This window comes from Rhodovibrio sodomensis, assembly GCF_016583645.1.
Taxonomy (GTDB): domain Bacteria; phylum Pseudomonadota; class Alphaproteobacteria; order Kiloniellales; family Rhodovibrionaceae; genus Rhodovibrio; species Rhodovibrio sodomensis.
In genome coordinates, this window is record NZ_NRRL01000037.1 from 1 (window position 1) to 21841 (window position 21841).

The 21841-nt window shown below is 68.9% G+C and carries 19 protein-coding genes; 14 read left to right on the forward strand and 5 right to left on the reverse strand.

Translation table 11 applies throughout. The features are described from left to right. Positions 1–360, reverse strand: a 360-nt coding sequence (locus CKO28_RS13780) for a hypothetical protein (RefSeq protein ID WP_200341370.1), incomplete at its 3' end; no start/stop codon positions are given. Positions 361–1440: 1080 nt separating this feature from the next. On the opposite strand from CKO28_RS13780, the gene CKO28_RS13785 reads away from it, so the two are divergent. The 14 genes from CKO28_RS13785 (at position 1441) to CKO28_RS13850 (ending at position 14301) form a co-directional block, all read left to right on the forward strand. Beyond that, positions 1441–2322, forward strand: a complete 882-nt coding sequence (locus tag CKO28_RS13785; protein ID WP_200341371.1) for a glycine betaine ABC transporter substrate-binding protein — start codon at positions 1441–1443, stop codon at positions 2320–2322. Positions 2323–2691: 369 nt separating this feature from the next. Further along, positions 2692–2979, forward strand: coding sequence for a DUF4212 domain-containing protein (locus CKO28_RS13790; RefSeq protein WP_200341372.1), 288 nt, complete (start codon positions 2692–2694; stop codon positions 2977–2979). Positions 2980–2994: 15 nt separating this feature from the next. Further along, positions 2995–4785 (forward strand): sodium:solute symporter family protein, encoded by a 1791-nt coding sequence (locus CKO28_RS13795; protein ID WP_200341373.1) that lies wholly within the window; start codon positions 2995–2997, stop codon positions 4783–4785. A 182-nt stretch (positions 4786–4967) separates the two neighbouring features. Next, entirely contained in the window at positions 4968–6800 is a 1833-nt protein-coding gene (locus tag CKO28_RS13800; protein ID WP_242480561.1) for a DUF294 nucleotidyltransferase-like domain-containing protein, read from the forward strand. Between the two features lie 78 nt (positions 6801–6878). Further along, positions 6879–7403, forward strand: a complete 525-nt coding sequence (locus CKO28_RS13805) for a hypothetical protein (protein ID WP_200341374.1) — start codon at positions 6879–6881, stop codon at positions 7401–7403. 13 nt (positions 7404–7416) lie between these two features. Continuing rightward, positions 7417–8820, forward strand: coding sequence for a 3'-5' exonuclease (locus tag CKO28_RS13810; RefSeq protein WP_242480562.1), 1404 nt, complete (start codon positions 7417–7419; stop codon positions 8818–8820). A 359-nt stretch (positions 8821–9179) separates the two neighbouring features. Then, the gene (locus CKO28_RS13815) at positions 9180–10430 is read left to right on the forward strand and encodes a PQQ-dependent sugar dehydrogenase (protein ID WP_200341376.1); all 1251 of its coding nucleotides are present in this window, start codon (positions 9180–9182) and stop codon (positions 10428–10430) included. A 124-nt stretch (positions 10431–10554) separates the two neighbouring features. Beyond that, entirely contained in the window at positions 10555–10869 is a 315-nt protein-coding gene (locus CKO28_RS13820; RefSeq protein ID WP_200341377.1) for a c-type cytochrome, read from the forward strand. Between the two features lie 126 nt (positions 10870–10995). After that, on the forward strand, positions 10996–11112 hold the full coding sequence (gene pqqA / locus CKO28_RS13825; protein WP_200341378.1) for a pyrroloquinoline quinone precursor peptide PqqA: 117 nt from the start codon (positions 10996–10998) through the stop codon (positions 11110–11112). A 294-nt stretch (positions 11113–11406) separates the two neighbouring features. Beyond that, a complete protein-coding gene (gene pqqB / locus CKO28_RS13830) occupies positions 11407–12342 on the forward strand; it encodes a pyrroloquinoline quinone biosynthesis protein PqqB (protein WP_338050132.1) in 936 nt (311 codons plus the stop codon). Further along, on the forward strand, positions 12339–13109 hold the full coding sequence (gene pqqC, locus CKO28_RS13835) for a pyrroloquinoline-quinone synthase PqqC (protein ID WP_200341379.1): 771 nt from the start codon (positions 12339–12341) through the stop codon (positions 13107–13109). Before pqqB ends, pqqC begins: the two co-directional genes overlap by 4 nt. Further along, the gene (pqqD, locus tag CKO28_RS29615; RefSeq protein WP_200341380.1) at positions 13106–13390 is read left to right on the forward strand and encodes a pyrroloquinoline quinone biosynthesis peptide chaperone PqqD; all 285 of its coding nucleotides are present in this window, start codon (positions 13106–13108) and stop codon (positions 13388–13390) included. The genes pqqC and pqqD overlap by 4 nt, the downstream gene beginning before the upstream one ends. After that, positions 13387–13569: a hypothetical protein gene (locus CKO28_RS13845; protein WP_200341381.1), complete on the forward strand. Its 183-nt coding sequence runs from the start codon at positions 13387–13389 to the stop codon at positions 13567–13569. Before pqqD ends, CKO28_RS13845 begins: the two co-directional genes overlap by 4 nt. A gap of 75 nt (positions 13570–13644) precedes the next feature. Further along, a complete protein-coding gene (locus CKO28_RS13850) occupies positions 13645–14301 on the forward strand; it encodes an SCO family protein (RefSeq protein WP_200341382.1) in 657 nt (218 codons plus the stop codon). Positions 14302–14565: 264 nt separating this feature from the next. Here CKO28_RS13850 and CKO28_RS13855 read toward each other — a convergent pair whose 3' ends face one another. From CKO28_RS13855 to CKO28_RS13870, 4 genes are all read right to left on the reverse strand, one after another. Then, positions 14566–15834, reverse strand: coding sequence for a M20/M25/M40 family metallo-hydrolase (locus CKO28_RS13855; RefSeq protein WP_200341383.1), 1269 nt, complete (start codon positions 15832–15834; stop codon positions 14566–14568). A 125-nt stretch (positions 15835–15959) separates the two neighbouring features. Next, positions 15960–17504 carry a DUF2867 domain-containing protein gene (locus tag CKO28_RS13860; RefSeq protein WP_200341384.1) on the reverse strand — a complete coding sequence of 515 codons (1545 nt, stop codon included), beginning with the start codon at positions 17502–17504 and terminating at the stop codon, positions 15960–15962. 396 nt (positions 17505–17900) lie between these two features. Beyond that, the gene (locus CKO28_RS13865) at positions 17901–19550 is read right to left on the reverse strand and encodes an acyl-CoA synthetase (RefSeq protein WP_200341385.1); all 1650 of its coding nucleotides are present in this window, start codon (positions 19548–19550) and stop codon (positions 17901–17903) included. A gap of 231 nt (positions 19551–19781) precedes the next feature. Beyond that, on the reverse strand, positions 19782–21824 hold the full coding sequence (locus CKO28_RS13870) for an ASKHA domain-containing protein (protein WP_200341386.1): 2043 nt from the start codon (positions 21822–21824) through the stop codon (positions 19782–19784). Positions 21825–21841 lie beyond the last annotated feature (17 nt).

Here is a 21841-nt window from a genome sequence, read left to right on the forward strand (position 1 = left end):
CGCCGCGGCGCCGGCGGTCCCGCCGCTGCCGCCGCCAGCGCCGGGCGTGGCCCCGATGGCGCTGAAGTCGAACGTAACCCGCGCCCCGATGTTGGCGTTGTTGCCGGCGAAGAAGGACGCGCCGCGGCTGCCGGTCCCGACAACCCGATCGTCGTCGTCGATCGTGAGGTCGCCGGCGAACTGGAAGCGCATGACGTTGCCGATGACCTGCGTCGTGAACGGCGTTCCGTTAAAGCTACCGCCGCTGGCGACGCCGTTGATCGTCCCGGCGTCCGTGTCGACGGTGATGGTTGCAGCCTTGGCCGGCACGATCAGACACGTCGAGGCCATCAAGGCATACAGCAGCTTGCGAATGCACATTGCAGTTCTCCCTGGGGTCCGATTGGCTCGTCTCGTGCGCTGGTCGAACGCCGCGCGGCGTCCCCCCTCGCGTCCGGCACGGGCGGCACTCCTCCTTGTTGTCGAGAGGTCGGGAACTTCGCCGTTCGACGATCGGGAACGCGTGGGTCTTCGGGCGCACGCCCAAGCCCCGCGGGTTACAGATCGCTTCGGGTCAAAAGATTTTGGAGCAAGATCCGGGCCAAAGACGAAGTTTCCGTCTTTTCAACCGGCTACGCACCGCGCACGATTTGAATGCAAGTGTATGCCGAGGCCGACTGTAAGCCGATCGGACAGGCGTTTGGCGCTCAGTTGTAAATTTCCATTCCGGCCTACTCAGGCCGGCCATGCCGCGGGACGGGAAGCGGGCAAGGCGCCGGGCCGGCTCGCCATGGGCTGGGCGGCCCGGCGGCCCATACGGCTGATCGAAGAGGCGCGGGTGGCCCACACCCGCGCCTTTGCCGGTATAGCCCGGCGCGACGAAACGCCGCTGGCCGCTGGATGTTCCCCGTTGCCTCTTGGGAATTCACGGCAGCTATCGGGTGTCGGTGGGTGCGGTCGCGGACGCCTCGGGAACCGCTCAGCCGCGGTTGCGAACGACACCGCAAGGGGCCTGTTCGCGACAACGTCCTCGCGCCCGGGCTGTGGCGGGGGCAACCGGTTCCGCAGGCGCCAAACCGGGCGCTCAAGCCGATGTACGACCGGTTTCGCGCTTGTCGGACGCGCGGCTTTGGACGCGCAAACGAAGGTCGGAAAATATTCTCGGGCCGCGATTCGGAAAGCGGCGTCGACGCCGCGCCCGTATTTCAGCATTACGATATAAACCGTTCGGTCGAACGCGATCGCGGCAGCCAGGACGACGGGGCGCAAATCGATAAATGCTTGCCGGTGAATCGCGCATCCGCGGCAATTGACGGTTGACGCTCGGTTCATCGTCCCCACTCTACTGCCGCGTGAGCACACGCCGCGTGGGAAGCGGTTGGATCGGCGTGCGGCAGCGAAGTTTTGTCGCGCGCCCCCCGACGCAACCACGAACAGCCCAACGAATAGGGAGGCCGAGAGATGAACAAACTGACCAGCGCTGGCCTGGCGCTCGCGATGGCCGTCGGCACGGCGGGCGCGGCGCAGGCCGAGGACAACGGGGTCGTCGAGATCGGCTATTTCAACTGGTCCGACGCCCTCTTCACCTCGCACGTCGTCGAGTACATCGTGCAGGAGAAGATGGGTAAGGAGGTCGAGATGACGAAGGCCGATCCGGCCGCCGTGTATCAGGCGGTGGCGTCCGGCGATCTCGACTTCCACACTGATGCCTGGCTGCCGGAAACGCACTCCGACTATTACGATAGGGTGTCCCAGGACACCGTCAGTATCGGGCCGATCTACAGCCGCGCGCGGCTGGGTTGGATCGTGCCGGACTACGTGCCGGAGGATCAGCTGAGCTCGATCCAGGACCTGAAGTCCGAGGAGATTCGGGAAAAGCTGGACGGCCAGATCATCGGCATCGGCCCCGGCGCCGGCCTGACCCGCCTGTCCAAGGACGCGATGAACGAGTACGGGCTGAAGGACGCCGGCTACCGCCTGGTCGTCTCCTCGGGCAGCGGCATGACGGCCGCGCTCAAGCGTGCGATCAGCAACGAGGAGTGGATCGTCGTGACCGGCTGGAGCCCGCACTGGAAGTTCGGCCGGTTCGATCTGCGCTACATCGACGATCCCAAGGGCGTCCTGGGCAGCATCGAGCGCGCGGACATCCTGGCGCGCGAGGGCTTCTACCGGGAGTTCCCGAACGTCTACGAGATGCTCGACCGGATCTCGATCCCGCTGGAGGACGTGCAGGCCGGCATGGATGTTGGCGAGCGCAAGGGCTATCCGACGGCGGCCAAGCAGTACGTCGAGAACCATCCGGATCTGGTGAACTTCTGGATCACCGGCGAGATGCCGAACTAACCGTCGCCGGACGGTTGGCCTGAAGGAGCCCGGTCGCCTCGGCGGCCGGGCTTTTTTGCGGCTTTGGCCCCGTTCCGCCCCGAGGTGCCGACGACCGGCGCGGGCCAGCCCGAAACAACCGCGCCCGAAACAACCGCGCGAGACGGCGACGCGGCGGGCCCCACACACCGGCGGCGTGCGTCAAATCCACCTTTTCCGCGCGCCCGCACGCAAGCCGAATTGCTTACCCGCGGCGTGTTGTCTACCTTCTGCGCGGCGCTGGGAACGTCTTGCTTCGAAGAGACTGAAAAAGTCGGATACGCCGCACGCAACGCCGGCGGCGTGTTCCTGCGTCTTCCAATACGTCGCACACGGCAGGGGAGGTAGCTCATGTCATCGCGCAACGAGCCCAAAGTCGGCTCGGTCGAGGAGGCCCGGCGGAAGTACTGGCGGGCCAACATACGTATCATCGTCTGGAGCCTGCTGGTCTGGGCGCTCGTTTCGTTCGGGTTCGGGATTCTGCTGCGGCCGCTTCTCAAGGGCATCGAGGTCGGTGGTACCGATCTCGGCTTCTGGTTCGCCCAGCAGGGCAGCATCCTCGTGTTCATCGTGCTGATCTTCAATTATGCGTATCAGATGAACAAACTCGATCGTAAATACGACCTCGACGAGCAGTAGGGCGGGCACCTCATCATGGATCAATACGTCATCAACCTGCTGTTCGTCGGCGCCAGCTTCGCGCTCTACGTCGGGATCGCGATCTGGGCGCGCGCCGGCTCGACAGCCGAGTTCTACGCCGCTTCGCGCGGCGTTCACCCGATCGTCAACGGAGCGGCGACCGCAGCCGACTGGATGTCCGCCGCCTCGTTCATCTCGATGGCCGGCCTGATCGCCTTCGTCGGCTACGACAACAGCTCCTACCTGATGGGCTGGACCGGCGGTTACGTGCTCTTGGCCATGCTGCTGGCGCCCTACCTGCGCAAGTTCGGCAAGTTCACGGTCCCGGAGTTCATCGGCGAACGCTTCTATAGCCCGACCGCGCGGATGGTCGGGGTGCTATGCCTGATCGTCGCCTCGATCACCTACGTGATCGGCCAGATGACCGGTGTCGGCGTGGCGTTCTCGCGCTTCCTGGAGGTGTCGAACACCACCGGCCTGCTGATCGGCGCGGCGGTCGTGTTCTTCTACGCCGTGCTCGGCGGGATGAAGGGCGTCACCTACACCCAAGTGGCGCAGTACATCGTGCTGATTCTCGCGTTCACGATCCCGGCGGTGTTCATCTCGCTGCAACTGACCGGCAATCCGGTCCCGCCGCTCGGCCTGTTCAGCGAGCATACCGCGAGCGGGCAGCCGCTGCTCGCGCGGCTGAACGACGTCATCACCGACCTCGGCTTCGACAAGTATACCGCCCACGGCGGCAATACCCTGAACATGGTGCTGTTCACGCTGTCGCTGATGATCGGCACGGCGGGCTTGCCGCACGTGATCATCCGCTTCTTCACCGTGCCCAAGGTGTCCGACGCGCGCCTGTCGGCCGGCTGGGCGCTGGTATTCATCGCGCTGCTCTACCTGACCGCCCCGGCGGTGGGCGCGATGGCCCGGCTCAACATCACCGACCTGATGTGGCCGAACGGGACCGACGGCCAGGCGGTGCAGATCGAGACCATCCAGACCAGTCCCAAGTACGACTGGATGAAGACCTGGCAGGAGACCAACCTGCTCGGCTTCGAGGACAAGAACGGCGACGGTCGGATCCAGTACTACAACGACCAAAACCCGCGGATGCAGGAGATTGCCGCGCAGAACGGCTGGGAAGGCAACGAGCTTACCAAGTTCAACCGCGACATCCTGGTGCTCGCCAATCCGGAAATCGCCAACCTGCCCGGCTGGGTGATCGGTTTGGTCGCCGCAGGCGGTCTGGCCGCCGCCCTGTCCACGGCCGCGGGCCTGTTGCTGGCGATCTCGGGGGCGGTTTCCCACGACCTTGTGCGCGGCGCGATCGCGCCGAACATCAGCGAGAAGGGCGAATTGTTGAGCGCCCGGGTCGCGATGGCGGCGTCGATCGTGGTGGCCACCTATCTAGGGCTGAACCCGCCCGGGTTCGCGGCGGAGACGGTGGCGCTCGCCTTCGGCATCGCCGCGGCGTCGATCTTCCCGGTGCTGATGATGGGCATTTTCACCAAGCGGGTGAACAACCGGGGTGCGGTCGCCGGCATGCTGTCCGGTCTGATCTTCACCCTGGTCTACGTGTTCATGCACAAGGGCTGGTTCTTCATCCCGGACACGAACCAGTTCCCGGACACGGTGGCGGGCTCGCTGTTCGGTTTGAAGTCGACCGCGATCGGCGCGGTCGGCGCGTTGGTCAACTTCGTCGTGGCGTTCACCGTCTCCAAGGCGACCGCCGACACGCCGCAGGAGATCAAGGATCTGGTCGACAGTGTCCGCTCGCCCCGCGGGGCGGCCGCGGCCCAGGCGGATCACTGATTGAAGCAAGGGCAGGATGCTGAAAGGTGATTCCTTCAGCATCCTGCCCTGGCGCCAAAGACGGTGCGGCCGGCGGGCCGGGGCGAGCGTGCCCTGGCCCGTCTTCGCCCGCGATGGATCGCCGGCCAGGCGGCCGGCATGCGATGGATCGCCGGCCAGGCGGCCGGCATGGGAGAGCTTCGATGACCGAGACGCCCGCGCTGTCGGAAGACGGCCTGCTCGCCTTCCTGCGCTCGGTCCATCCCTACGACAGTCTGGACGATACGGCGCTGGCGGACTTGGCCCGGCGGTTCGAACAGCGCGACTACGACGCCGAGACCGCAATTTATGCCCTGAACGACCCGCTCGACGGGCTGTACCTGATCTATGCCGGCGAGGTGGAGGTGCGCGACGCCCACGACGCGCCGGTGTCGCTGCTGGGGCCGCGCAACTCGTTCGGCGAGCGCGGCTTGCTGCGCGACGGCAAGGCCGTGACCTCCGCCAAGGCGGTGCGCGACACCCGGGTGCTGGTGCTGCCGCGCGCCGACTTCCAGGCGATGATCGCCGACAACGCGGCCGCCCGGCGGTTCTTCGACCGCTCCGGCCGGCGACGGCGCGACAGCGACGACCTCGGCACCTCGCGGGTATCGTCGCTGATGGGCGGCACGCCGGTTACCTGCACGCCCGACACCCCGGTGCGCGAGGCGGCCCAACTGATGGCGGAGCGGCGGATCTCGTCGCTGTGCGTGGTCGAGGACGGCCGGCTCGCCGGGATCGTCACGGTGCGCGACCTGACCGGCAAGGTGGTGGCCCGCGACCTGCCGACCGACACCCCGGTGCGCGCGGTCATGACCGCCGATCCGCTGCATCTGTCGCCGCGCGCGATCGGCTCCGACGTGCTGCACGCCATGCAGGAGCGCGGCATCGGCCACATACCGATCGTCGACGACGGCAAGCTGCTGGGGGTTGTCACCCAGACCGACCTGATGCGCTTCCAGGCGTTGTCGTCGGCGACCCTGGTGCGCGAGGTCGCGACCGCCCAAAGCGCGGCCGAGATGGTCCCGGTGACCGCCCGCATCCCGCAGCTGCTGTCCCAATTGGTCAGCCTGGGCCACCGCCATGAGACGGTGACTCGCCTGATCACCGACATCGCCGACGCCGCCACCCGCCGGCTGCTGACCTTGGCGGAACGTGAGCTGGGCCCGCCGCCGGTGCGCTACCTGTGGCTCGCCTGCGGCAGCCAGGGGCGGCAGGAGCAGACCGGCGTGTCCGACCAGGACAACTGCCTGATGCTGGACGACAGCGTGAGCGAAGCCGACGACGCCTATTTCGAGCAGCTCGCCCGGTTCGTCAGCGACGGTCTGCACGCGATCGGCTACGTCTACTGCCCGGGCGACATGATGGCGACCAACCCCCGCTGGCGCCAGCCGCTCAGGGTCTGGCGCGGCTATTTCCGGGACTGGATCGACGCCCCCAACCCGGAAGCGCAGATGCTGGCGAGCGTGATGTTCGACCTGCGCCCGATCGGCGGCGCCTTCGAGCTGTTCGAGGGGCTGCACGGCGAGACGCTGAAGCGGGCCAGCAAGAACAGTATCTTCGTCGCCCACCTGGCGTCCAACGCACTCAAGCATACGCCGCCGCTGGGCCTGCTGCGCGGCTTCGCCACCATCCGCTCGGGCGAACACAAGCGCCAGCTCGACCTGAAGCATGCCGGCGTCGTGCCGGTGGTCGACCTGGCGCGGATCTACGCGCTGCAGGGGCGGCTCAAGCCGGTCAACACGCGCGCCCGGCTGGAAGCCGCCGGCGCGGCGAAGTTGATCAGCCAGCAGGGCGGTGAGGATCTGCTGGCGGCTTACGACACGATCGCGGAGACCCGGCTGCGCCATCAGGCCCGCCGGGTCGAGCAGGGTGCGCCGCCGGACAACTACATGGCTCCCGAGGAGCTGCCGCAACTGGAGCGCAGCCACCTGCGCGATGCGTTCGTCGTGGTCAAGGGACTGCAATCTTCCCTCGGCCATGGGCGCGGCGTCGGTTAGGCTGAAATCCGGCGACGAACGGGCACGCACGCGCCGCCGGAACAAGGCGCCGGCCCGCTGGGGAGATGACGGGCATCCATGCTGTTTGAACTGATCGCGACGATCAGCGCCGCGGTCGGCGCCGCTGGTGTCGCCATCCTGCTGCGCCGCCTGACCCGGGGCTGGCTGGCCCGCTGGTTCGTGCCGGTCGCAGCTGGGGCCGCGATGCTGGGCGTGACCATCGTCAACGAATACACATGGTACGAGCGCACGCGCGACAGTCTGCCGGACGGCGTGGTGGTCGCGAACGTCCACCGGTCGCAGGAAATGTACCGGCCCTGGACTTACCTGTTCCCCTACGTCGACCGGTTCGCCGCGATCGACCGGGCCTCGATCCGCACGCATCCGGACCGGCCCGGGCAGCGGATCGTGCAGCTGCTGTTCTACGGCCGCTGGCAGCAACCCCGGCAGGCGACCATCGTGGTCGACTGCGCGCGCGGCTTGCGCGCCCGCCTGACCGGGGCGGTTGGCTTCGGTCCGGACGGCGAGCTTGCCAATGTCAACTGGCATAAGGTCGCCGCCGACGATCCGGTCCAGCGCGCCAGCTGCGCGGACCTGTCTTGATGGACACCCGCTGATGCCTCCGCGCATCGGCCTGCGGGTGCGGATTTTCCTGCTGTTCGCCCTGCTGGCGGGGGCGATCCTGGCCGCGCTCGCGGTCGGGCTGGTGCTCGGCTACCGCTACGCCGGGCAATCCGACACCCTGAACGGCTTTGTCGCCGCCGGGGTGGTCGCCGGCTTCGCGGTCCTGGGCCTCACCGTCTTGGTCTGGCTGCTGTTCGACGAAAACGTCGCCAAGCCGGTGCAGCGCCTGGCCTCGCAAATGCGCGCGCGGGCGCACGCCGGGGCCGGGCAGGTCGCCGACCTGAACGCCCGCTACCTGGGCGACCTGGGGCCGGCCGCGCAGGCGTTGGCGGAGCGGCTGGGCGGCGAACAGGCGGGCGGCGTGGACGCGGCGACCGCCCGGCTGCAGGCCGAGCGCGAGTGGCTGACCGCTTTGTTGAGCGAGATCCCGATCGCCGTCGTGCTGGTCAGCCAGAGCGGCCGGATCGTGCTGTACGACGCCCAGGCGAGCGTGGTCCTGGCGCAGATCGCGCCGCCGCGCCTGGGCGCCCCGATCGTCGACTACCTGGACCGCACGGCGCTCGACGCCGCGCGCCGGGACGCCTCCGAAACCGGCGGCGAGGTCGCCTTCGACGCGCCCGGGACGCGTGGCGAGGTGTCGGTGCGGGTGCGTCTGAAGCCGCTGGCGCGCGGGTTCGGCGAGATGCTGATCCTGGAGCAGCCGGCCGCCGGCCTGTCGCCCAGCGCCGCCCGGCCGCTGGTGTTCGATTTCGAGCTGCTGGAGCGCCAGGGGGCGGGGACGCTTGCGGACCGGCCGCTTGGCGACATCCCGTTCGTGGTGTTCGACACCGAGACCACCGGCCTGGAGCCGGCACGCGACGAACTGGTCCAGATCGCCGCGGTGCGCGTGGTCAACGGCCGGACGATCGCGGCCGAGACGATGGATACGCTGGTCGATCCCGGCCGAAGGATTCCCAAGCAGGCGAGCCGGGTGCACGGCATCACCGACGACCAGGTCGCCGACGCGCCGTCGATCCAGGAAGCGGTGGCCCGGCTGCACGGCTTCGCCCGCGACGCCGTCCTGGTGGCGCACAACGCGCCGTTCGATCTGGCCTTCCTGAAACGCCAGGAAGCCGCGATCGGCGCCAGCTTCGACCATCCGGTGCTGGATACCGTGCTGCTCTCGGCGGTGCTGTTCGGCACCAACGAGGCGCACAGCCTGGACGCGCTGTGCGCGCGGCTGGGGATCGAGATCCCGGCGGACCGGCGGCATACCGCCATGGGCGATGCCGAAGCCACCGCCGCCGCCCTGTGCGCCATGATCCCGATGCTGCGCGGCCGCGGCTTCACCACGCTGCAGGAGGTGCTGCGCGAAACCCGGCGCTACGGCCGGCTGCTGCGGGATCTGAACGCTTGAAGAGGCCAGCGGGGCGTTAGAGCAAGATGCTGAAAGGTGAAGCCACCTTTCAGCTGAATCTTGCTCTTTCTTCAAGCAGCTAGAGCAAAATTCACGATGAGGGGCGACTTGACCTTCATCGATTTTGCTCTAATGCCGCCTTGAGAGGTCTTGCCACCAGACCAGCGGCGGGGGTCATGCTTGCATGGCGCCTGAAAGCGCGCCTATGGTTCACGACCGCCCCGACACACTGTCTGGATAAAAACGCAACGGGGGGTGCCGGCAACGGTCGGCGCAAAGCCGAGAGCCGTGGAGAGCACGAACAACAAACCCGGCCGGCTCATACGCTCACCAGAATTCGATCCTGGGGAGGATCACTCATGGGTACACGCCTTGGATTTGCAGCCGCCATGGCCGCGTCGACGCTGCTCGCGGGCGGCACGGCCCTGGCACAGGGCAACGTCCAGGAGACCTTGGACAAGCTGCAGGATTTCAGAATAACCGAAGCGCCCGAACCCGAAATGGTGCCGCAGGATACCGAGCGGGCCGCCAACATCCGCAAGACGTTGGAGCGGATCAAGCTGCCGGACGGCTTCGAAATCAGTCTCTATGCGGTCGTCCCGGACGCCCGTCACATGGCGGTCGGGCCCAACACCGCGGTGGTGTTCGTGGGAACCCGCAAGGAAAGGGTCTGGACCGTAACCGACCGCGACAAGGACCGGGTGGGCGACGAGGTCAAGCAGTTCGCGCCGGGCATCCCTTTCAAGTTTCCCAACGGTGTCGCGTTCGACGACCAGGGGATTCTGTATGTCGCCGGCCACAATCGGCTCTGGGCCTTTCCGGCCGCCGAGTTCTTCTACGAGGGCAAGGATCCGGCCGTCGGCATCGTGAAGAATAAGTTCTTTCCGCGCGACGAGGAGTACTTCAACCACGCCTTCCGCGTGCTGAGCCACGGCCCGGACGGCAAGCTCTATATGTCGATCGGCCAGCCCTACAACGTCCCGTCGCCGGATCAATGGCCGATGGAGCCGAAGGGTACGATCGTGCGGCTGAACACGGATGGCTCCGGCTGGGAGGTCTACGCCCACGGGATCCGGAACTCGGTCGGCGTCGAGCACCATCCTGAGTCCGGCAACCTGTGGTTCACCGACAATCAGGTCGACGGTATGGGGCCGGACATCCCGCCCGGCGAGTTGAACAAGGCGACCCAGAAGGGCCAGCACTTCGGCTTCCCCTGGTACGGCGGCGGCGACACCCGGACCGAGCCGTGGAAAGACAAGGAGCCGCCTGAGGGCGTCGTGTTCCCGGAACTGACGTTCCAGGCGCACACGGCGAACCTCGGCCTGACCTTCTACACCGGCAGCCAGTTCCCGGACAGCTACAAGAACGACCTGTTCGTCGCCCAGCACGGCTCCTGGAACCGCAAGGAGCCGGTCGGCGCCCGGGTGATGCACGTCGACGTCGACGCGGAGGGGAACGTCGTCTCCAAGACGCCGTTCGCCGAAGGCTGGCTGACCGAGAACGACGAGTACCTGGGCCGGCCCGTCGACGTCGCCCAGTTGCCGGACGGCTCGCTGCTGGTCTCCGATGACTTCACCGGTGCGATCTATCGGATCCACTACGAGGGATAGGGCAAGAGGCGGAAGCTGAGCCCGCTTCCGCCGTCCTGCTTTGGACCGCGAAGCCGGGGCGCCGTCCCGTGCGGCGGCGTGCCCGCGCTCCGGCGGCCGCACCGTGACGTGGAGAAGCCTATTGATGCGTGTGTCAGCCGCGCTGCTCACAGGTCTCCTGTTGGCCGGGCCACCGGCCCTGGCAGGGTCCGTCGAGCAGGGCCTGGAGAAAACCAAGGAGCTCGGCTGCCGGACCTGCCACGGCAAGGATGGGCAGGGCATTATGCCCATCTACCCAAATCTCGCCGGGCAAAAGGCGGCTTACCTCGAGCAGCAGCTGAAGGCGTTCCGCTCCGGGCGGCGCCCGGCGGCGCAGATGAGTATCGTCGCCAAGGACTTGAGCAATCAGGACATCAGCGATCTGGCGGCGTACTATGCCAGCCTGAAACCGTGCCAGTGATCCCCGGCACGGCCCCCAAGTGCGCGATCCGCCGGAGCGGGCTTGTACCGCCGCGGGACGTCGCGCACACTAATCAACCCGGTCGTCGAGACGGACCGGCTAACGTCCCAAGGGAGGTTTCACGCCATGAAGCGTAGATCCGCCGATAACGGCGCCAAGAAGGTCTGGTCCAAGCCGCGCGTCAACGAGATCGCCGTGGGCATGGAGATCAATGCCTACGCCTGCGCGGAGAGCGCGCGCTAGGGCAAGATGCTGAAAGGCGGAATCACCTTTCAGCTGAATCCTTCCCTAGCTTCAAAAAGCTAGAGCTACATTCAGCTCGACGGCCGTTTCGGCCTTCAAGCATGTAGCTCTGGGGCAAGATCATGGACGGTTTACGCACCGCCCGCGTGCCTCTTGCCTTGTCGTGAAGAGCTTGGGGCGAAATCCACGCGGAAGGTCGACCCGACCGTCAGCGACATCGCCCTAGGCGTGCCGCGTCGCGGACGGACCTCTCCGGGTCCGTCCGCGACGCAGCCCTGTTACGGACCGCCAATCGTGCATCTGATCGTCTTGGGCGCGGCGGCCGGCGGCGGGTTCCCGCAATGGAACTGTGCCTGCGGCAACTGTCGGCGGGCGCGCACGGGCGACCCGGCGGCGCCGGCGCGTACGCAATCCTCGCTCGCCGTGTCGGCGGACGGGGCGGGCTGGCTGGTGCTCAACGCCTCGCCGGACCTGCGCCAGCAGATCCAGAACACCCCGGCCCTGCACCCGCGCGCGGACGCCGGCCTGCGCGATAGCCCGATCGCCGCGGTCGCGGTGACCAACGGCGACGTCGACCATACCGGCGGCCTGATCAACCTGCGCGAGGGCTGGCCGTTCAGCCTGTACGCGCACGCACGCCTGCACGCCACGCTGGACGCTAACCCGATTTTCCAGGTCCTGAACCCGGAGGCGGTGACGCGCCGGGACTTGCCGCTCGACGTTCGCACGCCGATCCTCGACGGCGCCGGCGCGGAGATCGGGCTGACGGTCGAGACGTTCGCCGTGCCGGGCAAGGTCCCGCTTTACCAGGAGCGAGGCCGCGGCGCGGGCGACTACGCCGGGGCGGCCGGCGACACCGTGGCCGTTCGGCTGATCCAGCCGGGCAGCGACGCCCGCGTCTATTACGTGCCGAACTGCGCGGACCTGGATCCGGCGACCGCGCGCCGGCTCGAAGGGGCCGATCTGGTGTTCTTCGACGGTACGCTGTATCGCGACGACGAGATGCGCGCCGCCGGTCTGGGCCACAAGACGGGCCGGCGGATGGGCCACATGCCGGTCGCCGGGCCGGACGGCAGCCTGGCGGCGCTGGCCGGGCTCGGCATCAAGCGGAGCGTTTACGTGCACATCAACAACTCCAACCCGATCCTGTGCGCCGACACGCACGAACGCGCCGCGGTGGAGGCGGCCGGCTGGGACGTCGCGGCCGACGGCATGGAGTTCGAGGCATGAACCCGTTTCCGCCGATCCCGGACCCGCAGGCCGAGGGCCGGAGCTATAGCCCGGACGAGTTGGACAACGCGCTGCGCCGGCTGGGCGAGCAGCGCTATCACGTCCATCACCCGTTTCACCGCCTGCTGCACGCCGGCGAGCTGACCAAGGGGCAGGTGCAGGCCTGGGCCCTCAACCGCTACTGCTACCAGGCGGCGATCCCGCGCAAGGACGCCGCCCTGATCGCGCGCACGGACGATCCCGAACTGCGCCGGGAATGGCGCCGCCGGCTGGTCGACCACGATGGCGACGCGCCGGGCGACGGCGGCCTGGCCCGTTGGCTCAAGCTGGCGGAGGGCCTGGACCTCGACGTCGCGGCCGTGCGCAGCCAGGAGCTGGCGTTGCCGGCGACCCGCTTCGCCTGCGAGGCGTACGTCCGCTTCGTGGCCGAGCGCAGCCTGCTGGAGGCGGTCGCCAGCTCGCTGACCGAGCTGTTTTCGCCCAGCATCATCTCGCAGCGCGTCTCCGGCATGCTGGCGAACTACGACTTCGTCAGCGAGGCGACGCTGGCCTACTTCAACGCGCGCCTGACCCAGGCCCCGCGCGACGCCGACTGGGCGCTCGATTACGTCAAGCAGCACGCCCGTACGCCGGAGACACAAACGGCGGCGATCCGGGCGCTCAAGTTCAAGTGCGACGTCCTGTGGGCGATGCTGGACGCCCTGCACCACGCCTACGTCGCGCCCGGCCACGTCCCGCCCGGCGCGTTCGAGCCGGAGGCGGCATGACCGCGCCCGGGTTCACCGCCGAGAGTGTGCCGCGGCTGGCCTCCGGCGTGCGGCTTAAGGACGACCGGGCGCGCGGGCAGACGGTGCTGCTGGCGCCCGAGCGGGTTCTGGTGCTGGACGAGACGGCCGTGGCGGTGCTGCGGCGTCTGGACGGCGCGCGCAGCCTCGGCCAGCTGGCCGACGAGCTGGCCGCGGAGTACGACGCCCCGGCGGACACCATCCTGGCCGACGTGCGCGCGATGCTGGCCGACCTGGCGGAGAAGGGGTTCGTCGAGGCATGAGCGCGAACGACCGCGCCGCGAATGCATCCGACGAATCCCCGCCCGTGCCGCCGCGGGCCCTGCTGGCCGAGCTTGCGAGCGACCCGTGGCTGCGGGTGACCGGAGACTTGGCGGCGATCGCCGAGATCACCGCGGCGGCCCGTCCGTCCGGTAATACGCTGTTCTCGATAACCCCGTAAGGTCGGCGTCACGTTTGGACCGCAAGGCCGGCCGTGCCGGTTCGCCCTGGCGGTCGCTCAACTCGGGAGACTGGGATGTTGGCGTTGCGCCGGAGTTTGATCGCGCTGGTCGCGATCGTCGGGGTGGTCGCGGGCGCCGTGACCGCCTGGGTGGTGACTGAAGCGTCCGATGGCGGCGCGCACGCGACCCGGGGAGAGGCCGCGATCGGCGGGCCGTTCGAGCTGGTCAACACCGAGGGCGAGACGGTCACGGACCAGGACTTCCGCGGCCGCTACATGCTGCTGTTCTTCGGCTTCACTTCTTGTCCCGACGTCTGCCCCAGCGCGCTCATGGATATGAGCCGCGCGCTCGACCGCCTGGCCGACGCCGCGCCGGCGAAGCTTGAGCGGGTCGTGCCTGTCTTCGTTACCGTCGATCCGGCCCGCGACGACGTCGTCACGATGGCCGCCTACGTCGAGAACTTCCACCCGCGCCTGGTCGGCCTGACCGGCACCCCGGCGCAGCTCCGCGCCGCGGCCGACGCGTTCCGGGTGTATCACGAGAAGGTCATGCCCGAGACCTACTTCGGCGGCGACGCGCCCGAACGGCATGAGAAAGGCGACTACATGATGGCCCACTCCGCCTACATGCTGCTGATCGGCCCGTCGGGCGGCTACGTCGCCAACTTCAAGCACGAGGCGGGCCCGGCCGAGATCGCCGCGGGCCTGAGAGAGCACGTCGACGCATCCTGACCGGCCGCTTGCCGGCCGCCGGGTGGACCGGCCCGTGTCCGGGCCTTTCGTCCCTGATGCGGCACCACGCGTGGGCATGCTCCCAGACGCGTCCGGTCGACAAGCTCAGCGCGGCGCCTCGGGATCGGGCTACGTTATCGTATGGAAAAAACCCCGTAACCCGATCCCGGGATGCCCAGCAGCGCTGGGCATCTCGACGGGTCGGCAACAGGTGTCGAAGCCGCCGTGCAGGGGCTCCGGCGTCGGGCGGTTCACCCGCCGGGCTTACTCCTCCTTGCCCGTGTCCTTGGGCTTCTCGCTGCCCTGGTGGCGCAGCGGCTCGGCGGTATCCAGGCGCGGGTGGTTGTTGCGGAACTGCGCGCGCAGTTTCTCGCGGCCGTCGTCGCGGGCGTCGAGCGCCTGGATCGACTTGGCGACCGCGTGCGCGGCGGCGATCACGTCCTGGGTGTTCCCGGCTTCCGAGATCGTGTGCATGTTGCGGATCGGGAAGCCGATCGAGGTCGCCGCGCAGTCGACGCTGGCGAGCACGCCGGCCATGCCGTCGGTCCCGGTATCCGCCCCGCAGACGTCGCGCTGCATCGGGATCTCGTGGTCCTTGGCGGTCTGCTCGATCACCGCGTTCAGCTGCTCGCTCGCGATCGACCCGACCGACAGGGTGAAGCCCTTGCCCATCTCAAGCGGGTTGAACTTCTTGTCGCCGACGCCGGGAGCCGCCTTGTAGTCGTGGTTGACGTCGACGGCGATGATCGCGTCCGGCTCGAGCTCGCCCGCCATGACGCGGCTGCCCATCCGGCCGATCTCCTCGTAGCTGGCGATCGCGGTCAGCATCCGCACCTTCTTCGGACCGCCGGCCTCGGCGACCAGGCGCGCGGCCTCCGCGGCGACGAAGCAGCCCAGCCCGTTGTCCAGGTAGGCGCCGTAGAAGGTGTCCGGGCTGAAGCCGTGGCGGATCGGGCGGTTGAGCAGGATCGAATCGCCGGCGCGCACGCCCAGGTTCTCGACCTGCTGCTTCTTGTTGTCGCCGTGGATCTGCAGCTCGACGTAGAGCTGCTCTTTCTTGATCCCCTTGTCGCCGGAGCGCACCGACGGATCGGCGAAGTGGATCGCGCCGACCGCCTCGACCGTGCCGCCCTCGATCCGGCGGTATTGGCCGGGGGCGTCCGGGTTTTCGCTGAACAGCGTGACCTCGTGCCCGATCAGGGCGGTCGGCAGGAAGCTGTCGCTGTTGATCCAGATCTTGCCGTCCTCGCCGATCGAGCGCACCTGCATCCGGATCTTGTCGGCGTGGCCGATCACCATGATCTTGAAGCGCTCGTCCTCGCCCGGATGGCTGTCCAGGACGATGCCGGCGTGGCCGGTGAACTGGTGGACGTGCCAGCCGGTCGGCGCGAACGAGTCGAAATACGGCTTCAGCACGCCGTAGGTCATCGCGCCCTCGAGCCCGACCGGGCTGGGCGCGGCCAGGATGTCGCGCATCCGCTGGAACTGTTCCTGGGGCATCGGCTGGGTCCAGGGCGCGTTGCTGTCGCTCATCTTTAGCTCGGTCTCCCGAATTGTTCGCGTGTTTGACAAGGTAAGCCGTTGCCCGGCTTAGGCCATGCCGGGTGGCGGTGTCATCCCGTGGCTCGATCCGCTTGTGTGGGCGAGCCGGTGCGGCCTCACCGCGACGGGCTTGGGCGCAGCCCTGGGTGCGCCGGGGGGCGGCTGCTTTCCGCGCTCGCTTCCGCGCGCTGGCAGATCCGCGCGACCATGCCCTGCAGCAGCAGCGCATGCGGCGGGCCCAGCTTGTACCAGTAGAGCAGGCCGGGCGCGCCCGCGGGATGCCAGTACATCGTCGCGGTCAGGCGGCTGTGGCCGTCCGAGGTTTTGTCGATCTCGAACTCCAGCCCGCCGCGCCCGGGCACGACCGCCCGGATCTTAAGCGTCAGGCGCCGGGGCCGGTCGACCGCCAGCACCTCCCACATGTCGAACCGCTCGCCCGGCTCCGGATCGCGGCCCGGCCGTCGGCGCCCTGCGGGCTTGCCGCCGAGCAGCCGGTCGACACCTTTGCGCAGCTCCCAGAGGCTGGACAGGAAGAAGTAGCCGGCTTCCCGCGTGCCCATGTCGGACAACGTGCGCCACAGCGTCTCCGCGTCCACGCCTGTGGTCGCCGAGCGCGCCATCTTCTTGGCGTAATAGCCGATGTCGTGCCGCTCGCCGCGCAGGTTGAAGGCGCCCTCGCGCCAGCGGTCGTGGGCGGTGAACTGCTTTTCCCGCTCGAAAGCGCGTCGCGTGGCTTCGTCGAACGGCATGGGGTCGCGCGGGATGCGCTGGCGTAAGCGGGCGTCGTCGGCCGACAGGTCGTGCTTCAGCCCGCCGATCAGGGCCCGCGCCACGTCGCTCGGCGTGGCGGAGACGAACGCCAGCCAGTAGCTGGACAGCTCCGGCGACATGAACGGCACCGGGATGATGATCGGCTCCGGCCGGCCCAGCTCGCGCGCGATGATCCGCAGCATGCGCTCGTAGCTCAGCTGCTCCGGCCCGCCGGTTTCGTAGATCGTGTTGTCCGCCGGGGTGCGCCGGGGCAGGGCGACCAGGTCGCCCAGCAGATCGTCGAGCGCGATCGGCGGCGACTGCGCGCGCACCCACTTGGGCGTGACCATCACCGGCAAGTAGGCGGCGAGGTCGCGCATCACCTCGAAGGCGACCGAGCCGGGCCCGACGATCACCGGCGCCCGCAGCTCGCTCACCGGCACCTGGCCGCGGCGCAGCTCCGCGCCGGTGGCGACGCGCGAGGCGAGGTGGGTCGACGCCGCGTCCCGGGGCGCCAGGCCGCCCAGGTAGACGATCCGCTCGACGCCCGCCTTCTCGGCGGCGTGCGCGAACGCGGCGGCAGCGCGGCGCTCGCGCTCCGGGAGGTCGGCGCCGTCGGCCATCGAGTGGACCAGGAAATACGCGACTGAGACGCCGTTCAGCGCCTTGGGCAGGGTGTCGGGGTCGTGCGCGTCCGCCTGCACCAGCTCGACGCCTTGCCAGCCCTCCGCCTGCAGCGGCGCCAGCCGGCGCCCGGCCGCGCGCACCTTCTCGCCTTCCGCCAACAGGGCGGGGACGAGGTGCCGGCCGATGTAGCCGCCCGCCCCGAACACCAGGACCGGCTTGCGGCTAGGCTGGCCGGTCTTGCTCTGCTGTTTCTTCGCGCCTGTCGTGGTATCGCTGTCCGCCATGACCGTCCGTCTCGTTCCGGGGTGGTCGCGCCGCCAATCGATAAGCCTAGCCTAGCCGATCCATCCGCCCAGGGGGATGGGGCGCGTTTTCGCGCGGATCAATCGGATGCGGGCGTGCAGGCAGGGCGCATCGGCGGGTCCCCTCTCCTCCCAGTGGAGAGACGTTTGCACGGTGGTGGCTATACCCGTCAGGCGTCCTTCGACACGCCGACCTGCGGTCGGCTGCTCAGGATGAAGTCAATGTTTTTAAGCTTCTGATCTTCCTATCAATTTACAAACTCCAGCTTCATCCTGAGCAGGCCGCATCGCGGCCGTGTCGAAGGACGCCTGACGGGGGGTCGAAAGCGGCGTGCAAAAGTGTCTCCCAGTGGAGGAGAGGGATGAGTTAGCTACCCCTCACCCCGTCGGACACGCCGCTGTGCCCTGCTCGCGCAGGTCCTTGCGCTTGATCTTGCCGGTGGCGGTCAGCGGCAGGGCCGGGACGTAGGCGATCTCGCGCGGGTATTCGTGGGCGGCGAGCCTGGTCTTTACGTGGTCCTGCAGCGCTCGGGTCAGACTGTCGGACGGGCTTTCGCCGGGGTTCAGCACGACGAACGCCTTGACCCGCTGGCCGCGCAGCGCGTCCGGCACGCCGACGACCGCGGCCATCGCCACCGCCGGATGCGCGCCCAGGCAGTCCTCCACCTCGCCGGGGCCGATCCGGTAGCCGGCGCTGGTGATCACGTCGTCGTCGCGGCCGACGAACCAAAGGTAGCCGTCGGCGTCGGACGTGGCGGTGTCGCCGGTCAGCAGCCAGTCGCCACCGCTGGTGTCGCGGGTCAACTTGGCCCGGGTCGCCGCCGGCTTGTTCAGGTATTCCAGGAACATCACCGGGTCGGGGGACTTGATCGCCACGCGGCCTTCCTGGCCGGGCGGCAGCGGCTGGCCGTCGGCGTCCAGCACGGCCACCGTGTGGCCGGGGATTGGCCGGCCCATCGCGCCGGGGCGCACGGCCATCTGCCCGGCGCAGTTGCCGACGACGAGGTTGCACTCGGTCTGGCCGTAGAACTCGTTGATCGTCAGCCCGAACGCGCCGCGGCCCCAGTCCAGCAGTTCCGCGCCTAGCGTCTCGCCGCCGCTGCCGATCGAGCGCAGGCGCACGCCGAACCGCTCGGCCGGCCGGTCGACCTGGCGCAGCATCTTGAGCGCGGTTGGCGGCATGAAGCTGTTGCGCACCTCCGTCGCCGCCATCAGCGCGAGCGCGCGTTCCGGATCGAACTTGGCGAAGCGGTGCGCCACCACCGGCACGCCGTGGGCGAGCGCGGGCAGCAGCACGTCCAAGAGCCCGCCGATCCAGGCCCAGTCGGCGGGCGTCCAGAAGCGGTCGCCCGGCTTGGGGAACAGCTCGTGCGGGAACTCCACACCCGGCAGATGGCCCAGCAGCACGCGGTGGGCATGCAGCGCCCCCTTGGGATTACCGGTGGTGCCGGAGGTGTAGATCACCACCGCCGGATCGTCGGCGGCCGTGTCGGCCGCCTGGAAGCGGTCGCGCGCCCGCGCCAGCAGCGCTTCGTAGCCGTGCGCGCCGGGCGCCTCGCCGTGCACCGCGATCCAGTGGCTCAGCGCCGGCAGCTGGTCGCCGAGGGCTTGCACCGTCCGCAAGCCCTCGGCCGTGCCGATCAGCGCGGTTGCCCCGCTGTCGGCCAGGCGGTAGGCCAGCGCGTCCGGCCCGAACAGGGTGAACAGCGGGATCGCGACCGCGCCAAGCTTGTAGACCGCGATATGCGCTTCCGCCGCCTCGACGCACTGCGGCAGCAGGATGCCGACCTTGTCGCCGGGCCGCACGCCCAGGCCGTGCAGGGCATTGGCAAGCCGGTCGGCGCGCTGGCGCAGCGTGCGGAAGCTGACCGCCTGCACGCCGCCGTCGGTCCATTGGATCAGCGCCGGGGCGTCCGGCGTCTTGGCCGCCCAGCGGTCGCAGCAGGCTTCCCCGATGTTGTAGCGATCGGGCACCTGCCAGCGGAAATCGCGGACCAGGGCGTCGTAGCCCTGCACGTCGGGCAGCATGGCGCCAGGCCTCCCCAGACCGGTTCTCTCTCGGTGTTGGTGACTGGTCTAGCACCGGGGCGGGGCGGCTGGCGAGAACCGGGTGGGTGCGCTGCGCCGGACGCGAAACTAATTCCCCTCCTCCAACCGGGAGGAGCGGTTAGGGGAGGAGGGGCCACGGGCATCAATGCCGCGGGCAACCTCCTCTCCCGAGCCCTCTCCTCCCAGTGGAGGAGAGGGGACCCGCTGCGCCTAACCCGCCGCCCGCGCGCGGCGTCGGCGGCCGGTGCGCTGTTCGCCGCCTTCGGGCGGAGCGGGCTTCTTGGCTTCCGGTAGCGCGACCGACTGACGCAGCCTGGGGTAGGGGGCGGTCGAGTGCGGGAAGCCCATGGCTTCCACGAAGTGCGCCTGGAAGGCGGGCTCGACGGCGGTCTCGATCTTCTCGATCTGGCGCACCACCCGTTCGATCTCCGGCCGGGCGTTCTTGTTCAAAAGCGCGATCCGCGCGCCGGTGCCGGCGGCGTTGCCGGCCGAGCTGACCTTGGCGAGGTCGCAGTCCGGGATCAGGCCCAGGATCATCGCGTACTTGACGTCGATGTGGCTGCCGAACGCGCCGGCGAGCACGATCCGGTCGACGGTGTCGATCTCCAGCTGGTCCATCAGCAGGCGCGCGCCGGCGTAGAGCGCGGCCTTGGCGAGCTGGATCGCCCGGACGTCGTTCTGGGTGATCCGCACCTCCGGCTCGCCCGCGTTCAGCAGGTACGACCAGGTGCGCCCGTCCTTTTGCACGCGTTCCGTGCGCGCGGCGAGCGCGCCGTCGATCGTGCCGTCGGGCGCGATGACGCCGGCCAGGTACATCTCCGCCAGCGCCTCGATGATGCCGGAGCCGCAGATGCCGGTGACGCCGACCTTGCGCACCGCCTTGGCGAAGCCGTCCTGGTTCGACCATAGCTCGCAGCCGATCACCTTGTAGCGCGGCTCCAGCGTCTGTGGATCGATGCGCACGCGCTCGATCGCGCCGTTGGCCGCGCGCTGGCCGCCGGAGATCTGCGCGCCCTCGAACGCCGGGCCGGTGGGGGAGGAGGCGGCGAGCACCCGGTGCTTGTTGCCCAGCAAAATCTCGGCGTTGGTGCCGACGTCGACGATCAGCACGGTATCCTCGGACAGGTGCGGGCTTTCCGACAGCGCGACCCCCGCGGTGTCCGCCCCGACGTGGCCGGCGATGCAGGGCAGGACGTAGACCCGGGCGTCGCGGTGCAGCGCGATGCCCATCTCGCTCGCCCACAGCGTCAGGCCCGCCGAGGTGGCGAGCGCGAACGGCGCGCCGCCCAGCTCGGTCGGGTCGATGCCCAGCAACAGGTGGTGCATGATCGGGTTGCCGACGAAGGTCGCGTTCAGGATCTCGTCGGTGCCGATGCCGGCTTCCGCCGCGGTCTCCACGATCAGCTCGTTGAGCGCGCCGCGCACCGCGTCGGTCATCTCGCGCGCGCCGCCGGCGTTCATCATGGCGTAGGAGACCCGGCTCATCAGGTCCTCGCCGAACCGGATCTGCGGGTTCATCACGCCGTTGGCGACCAGCACCTCGCCGGTTTGAAGGTCGCACAGGTGGGCGGCGATCGTGGTCGAGCCGACGTCGACCGCCAGGCCGTAGGCGCGGTCGCGGAACCCCGGCCAGACGGCGGTGATCCGCTTGCCCATGTGCACCGCGACGGTGATCTTCCAGTCGCCGTCGCGCAGCGCCTTTTGCAGCCACTGGATGGTATAGAGGTCGCAGTCCTCGAGCTCGTGCAGGTCCCACTGCGCCGCCAGCGCGCCGTAGACGCGCTCGAGGTCGCCCGTGGGCTTGTGCATGTCGGGCTGCTCGACCTCGATGTAGTGCAGGCGCACCGCGGGATCGAGCACGATGTCGCGGGCTTCCGCGCGCTTGCGCACGACCTGCTTGTGCACCTGCGCGTCCGCCGGGATATCGACGACGACGTCGTCCAGGATCTGCGCCTGACAGGATAGGCGCCGGCCGGCCTTGATCGGCCGACGCCGGGCGCGCGCGTTGTAGTGCGTCTCGGTTTCGGACCAGGCGGAGACGTGGTCGGCCGCACTGTCGATGCCGTGCTTGGCGTACCGGCCTTCGCCGATCGTGCACTGGCAGCGCCCGCACAGGCCGCGGCCGCCGCACACGCTGTCGATGTCGACCCCCAGCTGCCGCGCCGCGGTCAGCACGGGCGTGCCCGTCTCGAACCGGCCGCGCCGGCCCGAGGGGGTGAACACGATCAGCGCGGTATCCTGGCTGTCGGCCATCCGGGTCCTCTCGATGT

What these genes read in the sequence shown, in the direction of transcription:
- CKO28_RS13785 (WP_200341371.1), top strand. Translation starts at nt 1,441, where the DNA reads ATGAACAAACTGACCAGCGCTGGCCTGGCGCTCGCGATGGCCGTCGGC.
- CKO28_RS13790 (WP_200341372.1), top strand. Translation starts at nt 2,692, where the DNA reads ATGTCATCGCGCAACGAGCCCAAAGTCGGCTCGGTCGAGGAGGCCCGG.
- CKO28_RS13795 (WP_200341373.1), top strand. Translation starts at nt 2,995, where the DNA reads ATGGATCAATACGTCATCAACCTGCTGTTCGTCGGCGCCAGCTTCGCG.
- CKO28_RS13800 (WP_242480561.1), top strand. Translation starts at nt 4,968, where the DNA reads ATGACCGAGACGCCCGCGCTGTCGGAAGACGGCCTGCTCGCCTTCCTG.
- CKO28_RS13805 (WP_200341374.1), top strand. Translation starts at nt 6,879, where the DNA reads ATGCTGTTTGAACTGATCGCGACGATCAGCGCCGCGGTCGGCGCCGCT.
- CKO28_RS13810 (WP_242480562.1), top strand. Translation starts at nt 7,417, where the DNA reads ATGCCTCCGCGCATCGGCCTGCGGGTGCGGATTTTCCTGCTGTTCGCC.
- CKO28_RS13815 (WP_200341376.1), top strand. Translation starts at nt 9,180, where the DNA reads ATGGGTACACGCCTTGGATTTGCAGCCGCCATGGCCGCGTCGACGCTG.
- CKO28_RS13820 (WP_200341377.1), top strand. Translation starts at nt 10,555, where the DNA reads ATGCGTGTGTCAGCCGCGCTGCTCACAGGTCTCCTGTTGGCCGGGCCA.
- pqqA (WP_200341378.1), top strand. Translation starts at nt 10,996, where the DNA reads ATGAAGCGTAGATCCGCCGATAACGGCGCCAAGAAGGTCTGGTCCAAG.
- pqqC (WP_200341379.1), top strand. Translation starts at nt 12,339, where the DNA reads ATGAACCCGTTTCCGCCGATCCCGGACCCGCAGGCCGAGGGCCGGAGC.
- pqqD (WP_200341380.1), top strand. Translation starts at nt 13,106, where the DNA reads ATGACCGCGCCCGGGTTCACCGCCGAGAGTGTGCCGCGGCTGGCCTCC.
- CKO28_RS13845 (WP_200341381.1), top strand. Translation starts at nt 13,387, where the DNA reads ATGAGCGCGAACGACCGCGCCGCGAATGCATCCGACGAATCCCCGCCC.
- CKO28_RS13850 (WP_200341382.1), top strand. Translation starts at nt 13,645, where the DNA reads ATGTTGGCGTTGCGCCGGAGTTTGATCGCGCTGGTCGCGATCGTCGGG.
- CKO28_RS13855 (WP_200341383.1), bottom strand. Translation starts at nt 15,834, where the DNA reads ATGAGCGACAGCAACGCGCCCTGGACCCAGCCGATGCCCCAGGAACAG.
- CKO28_RS13860 (WP_200341384.1), bottom strand. Translation starts at nt 17,504, where the DNA reads ATGGCGGACAGCGATACCACGACAGGCGCGAAGAAACAGCAGAGCAAG.
- CKO28_RS13865 (WP_200341385.1), bottom strand. Translation starts at nt 19,550, where the DNA reads ATGCTGCCCGACGTGCAGGGCTACGACGCCCTGGTCCGCGATTTCCGC.
- CKO28_RS13870 (WP_200341386.1), bottom strand. Translation starts at nt 21,824, where the DNA reads ATGGCCGACAGCCAGGATACCGCGCTGATCGTGTTCACCCCCTCGGGC.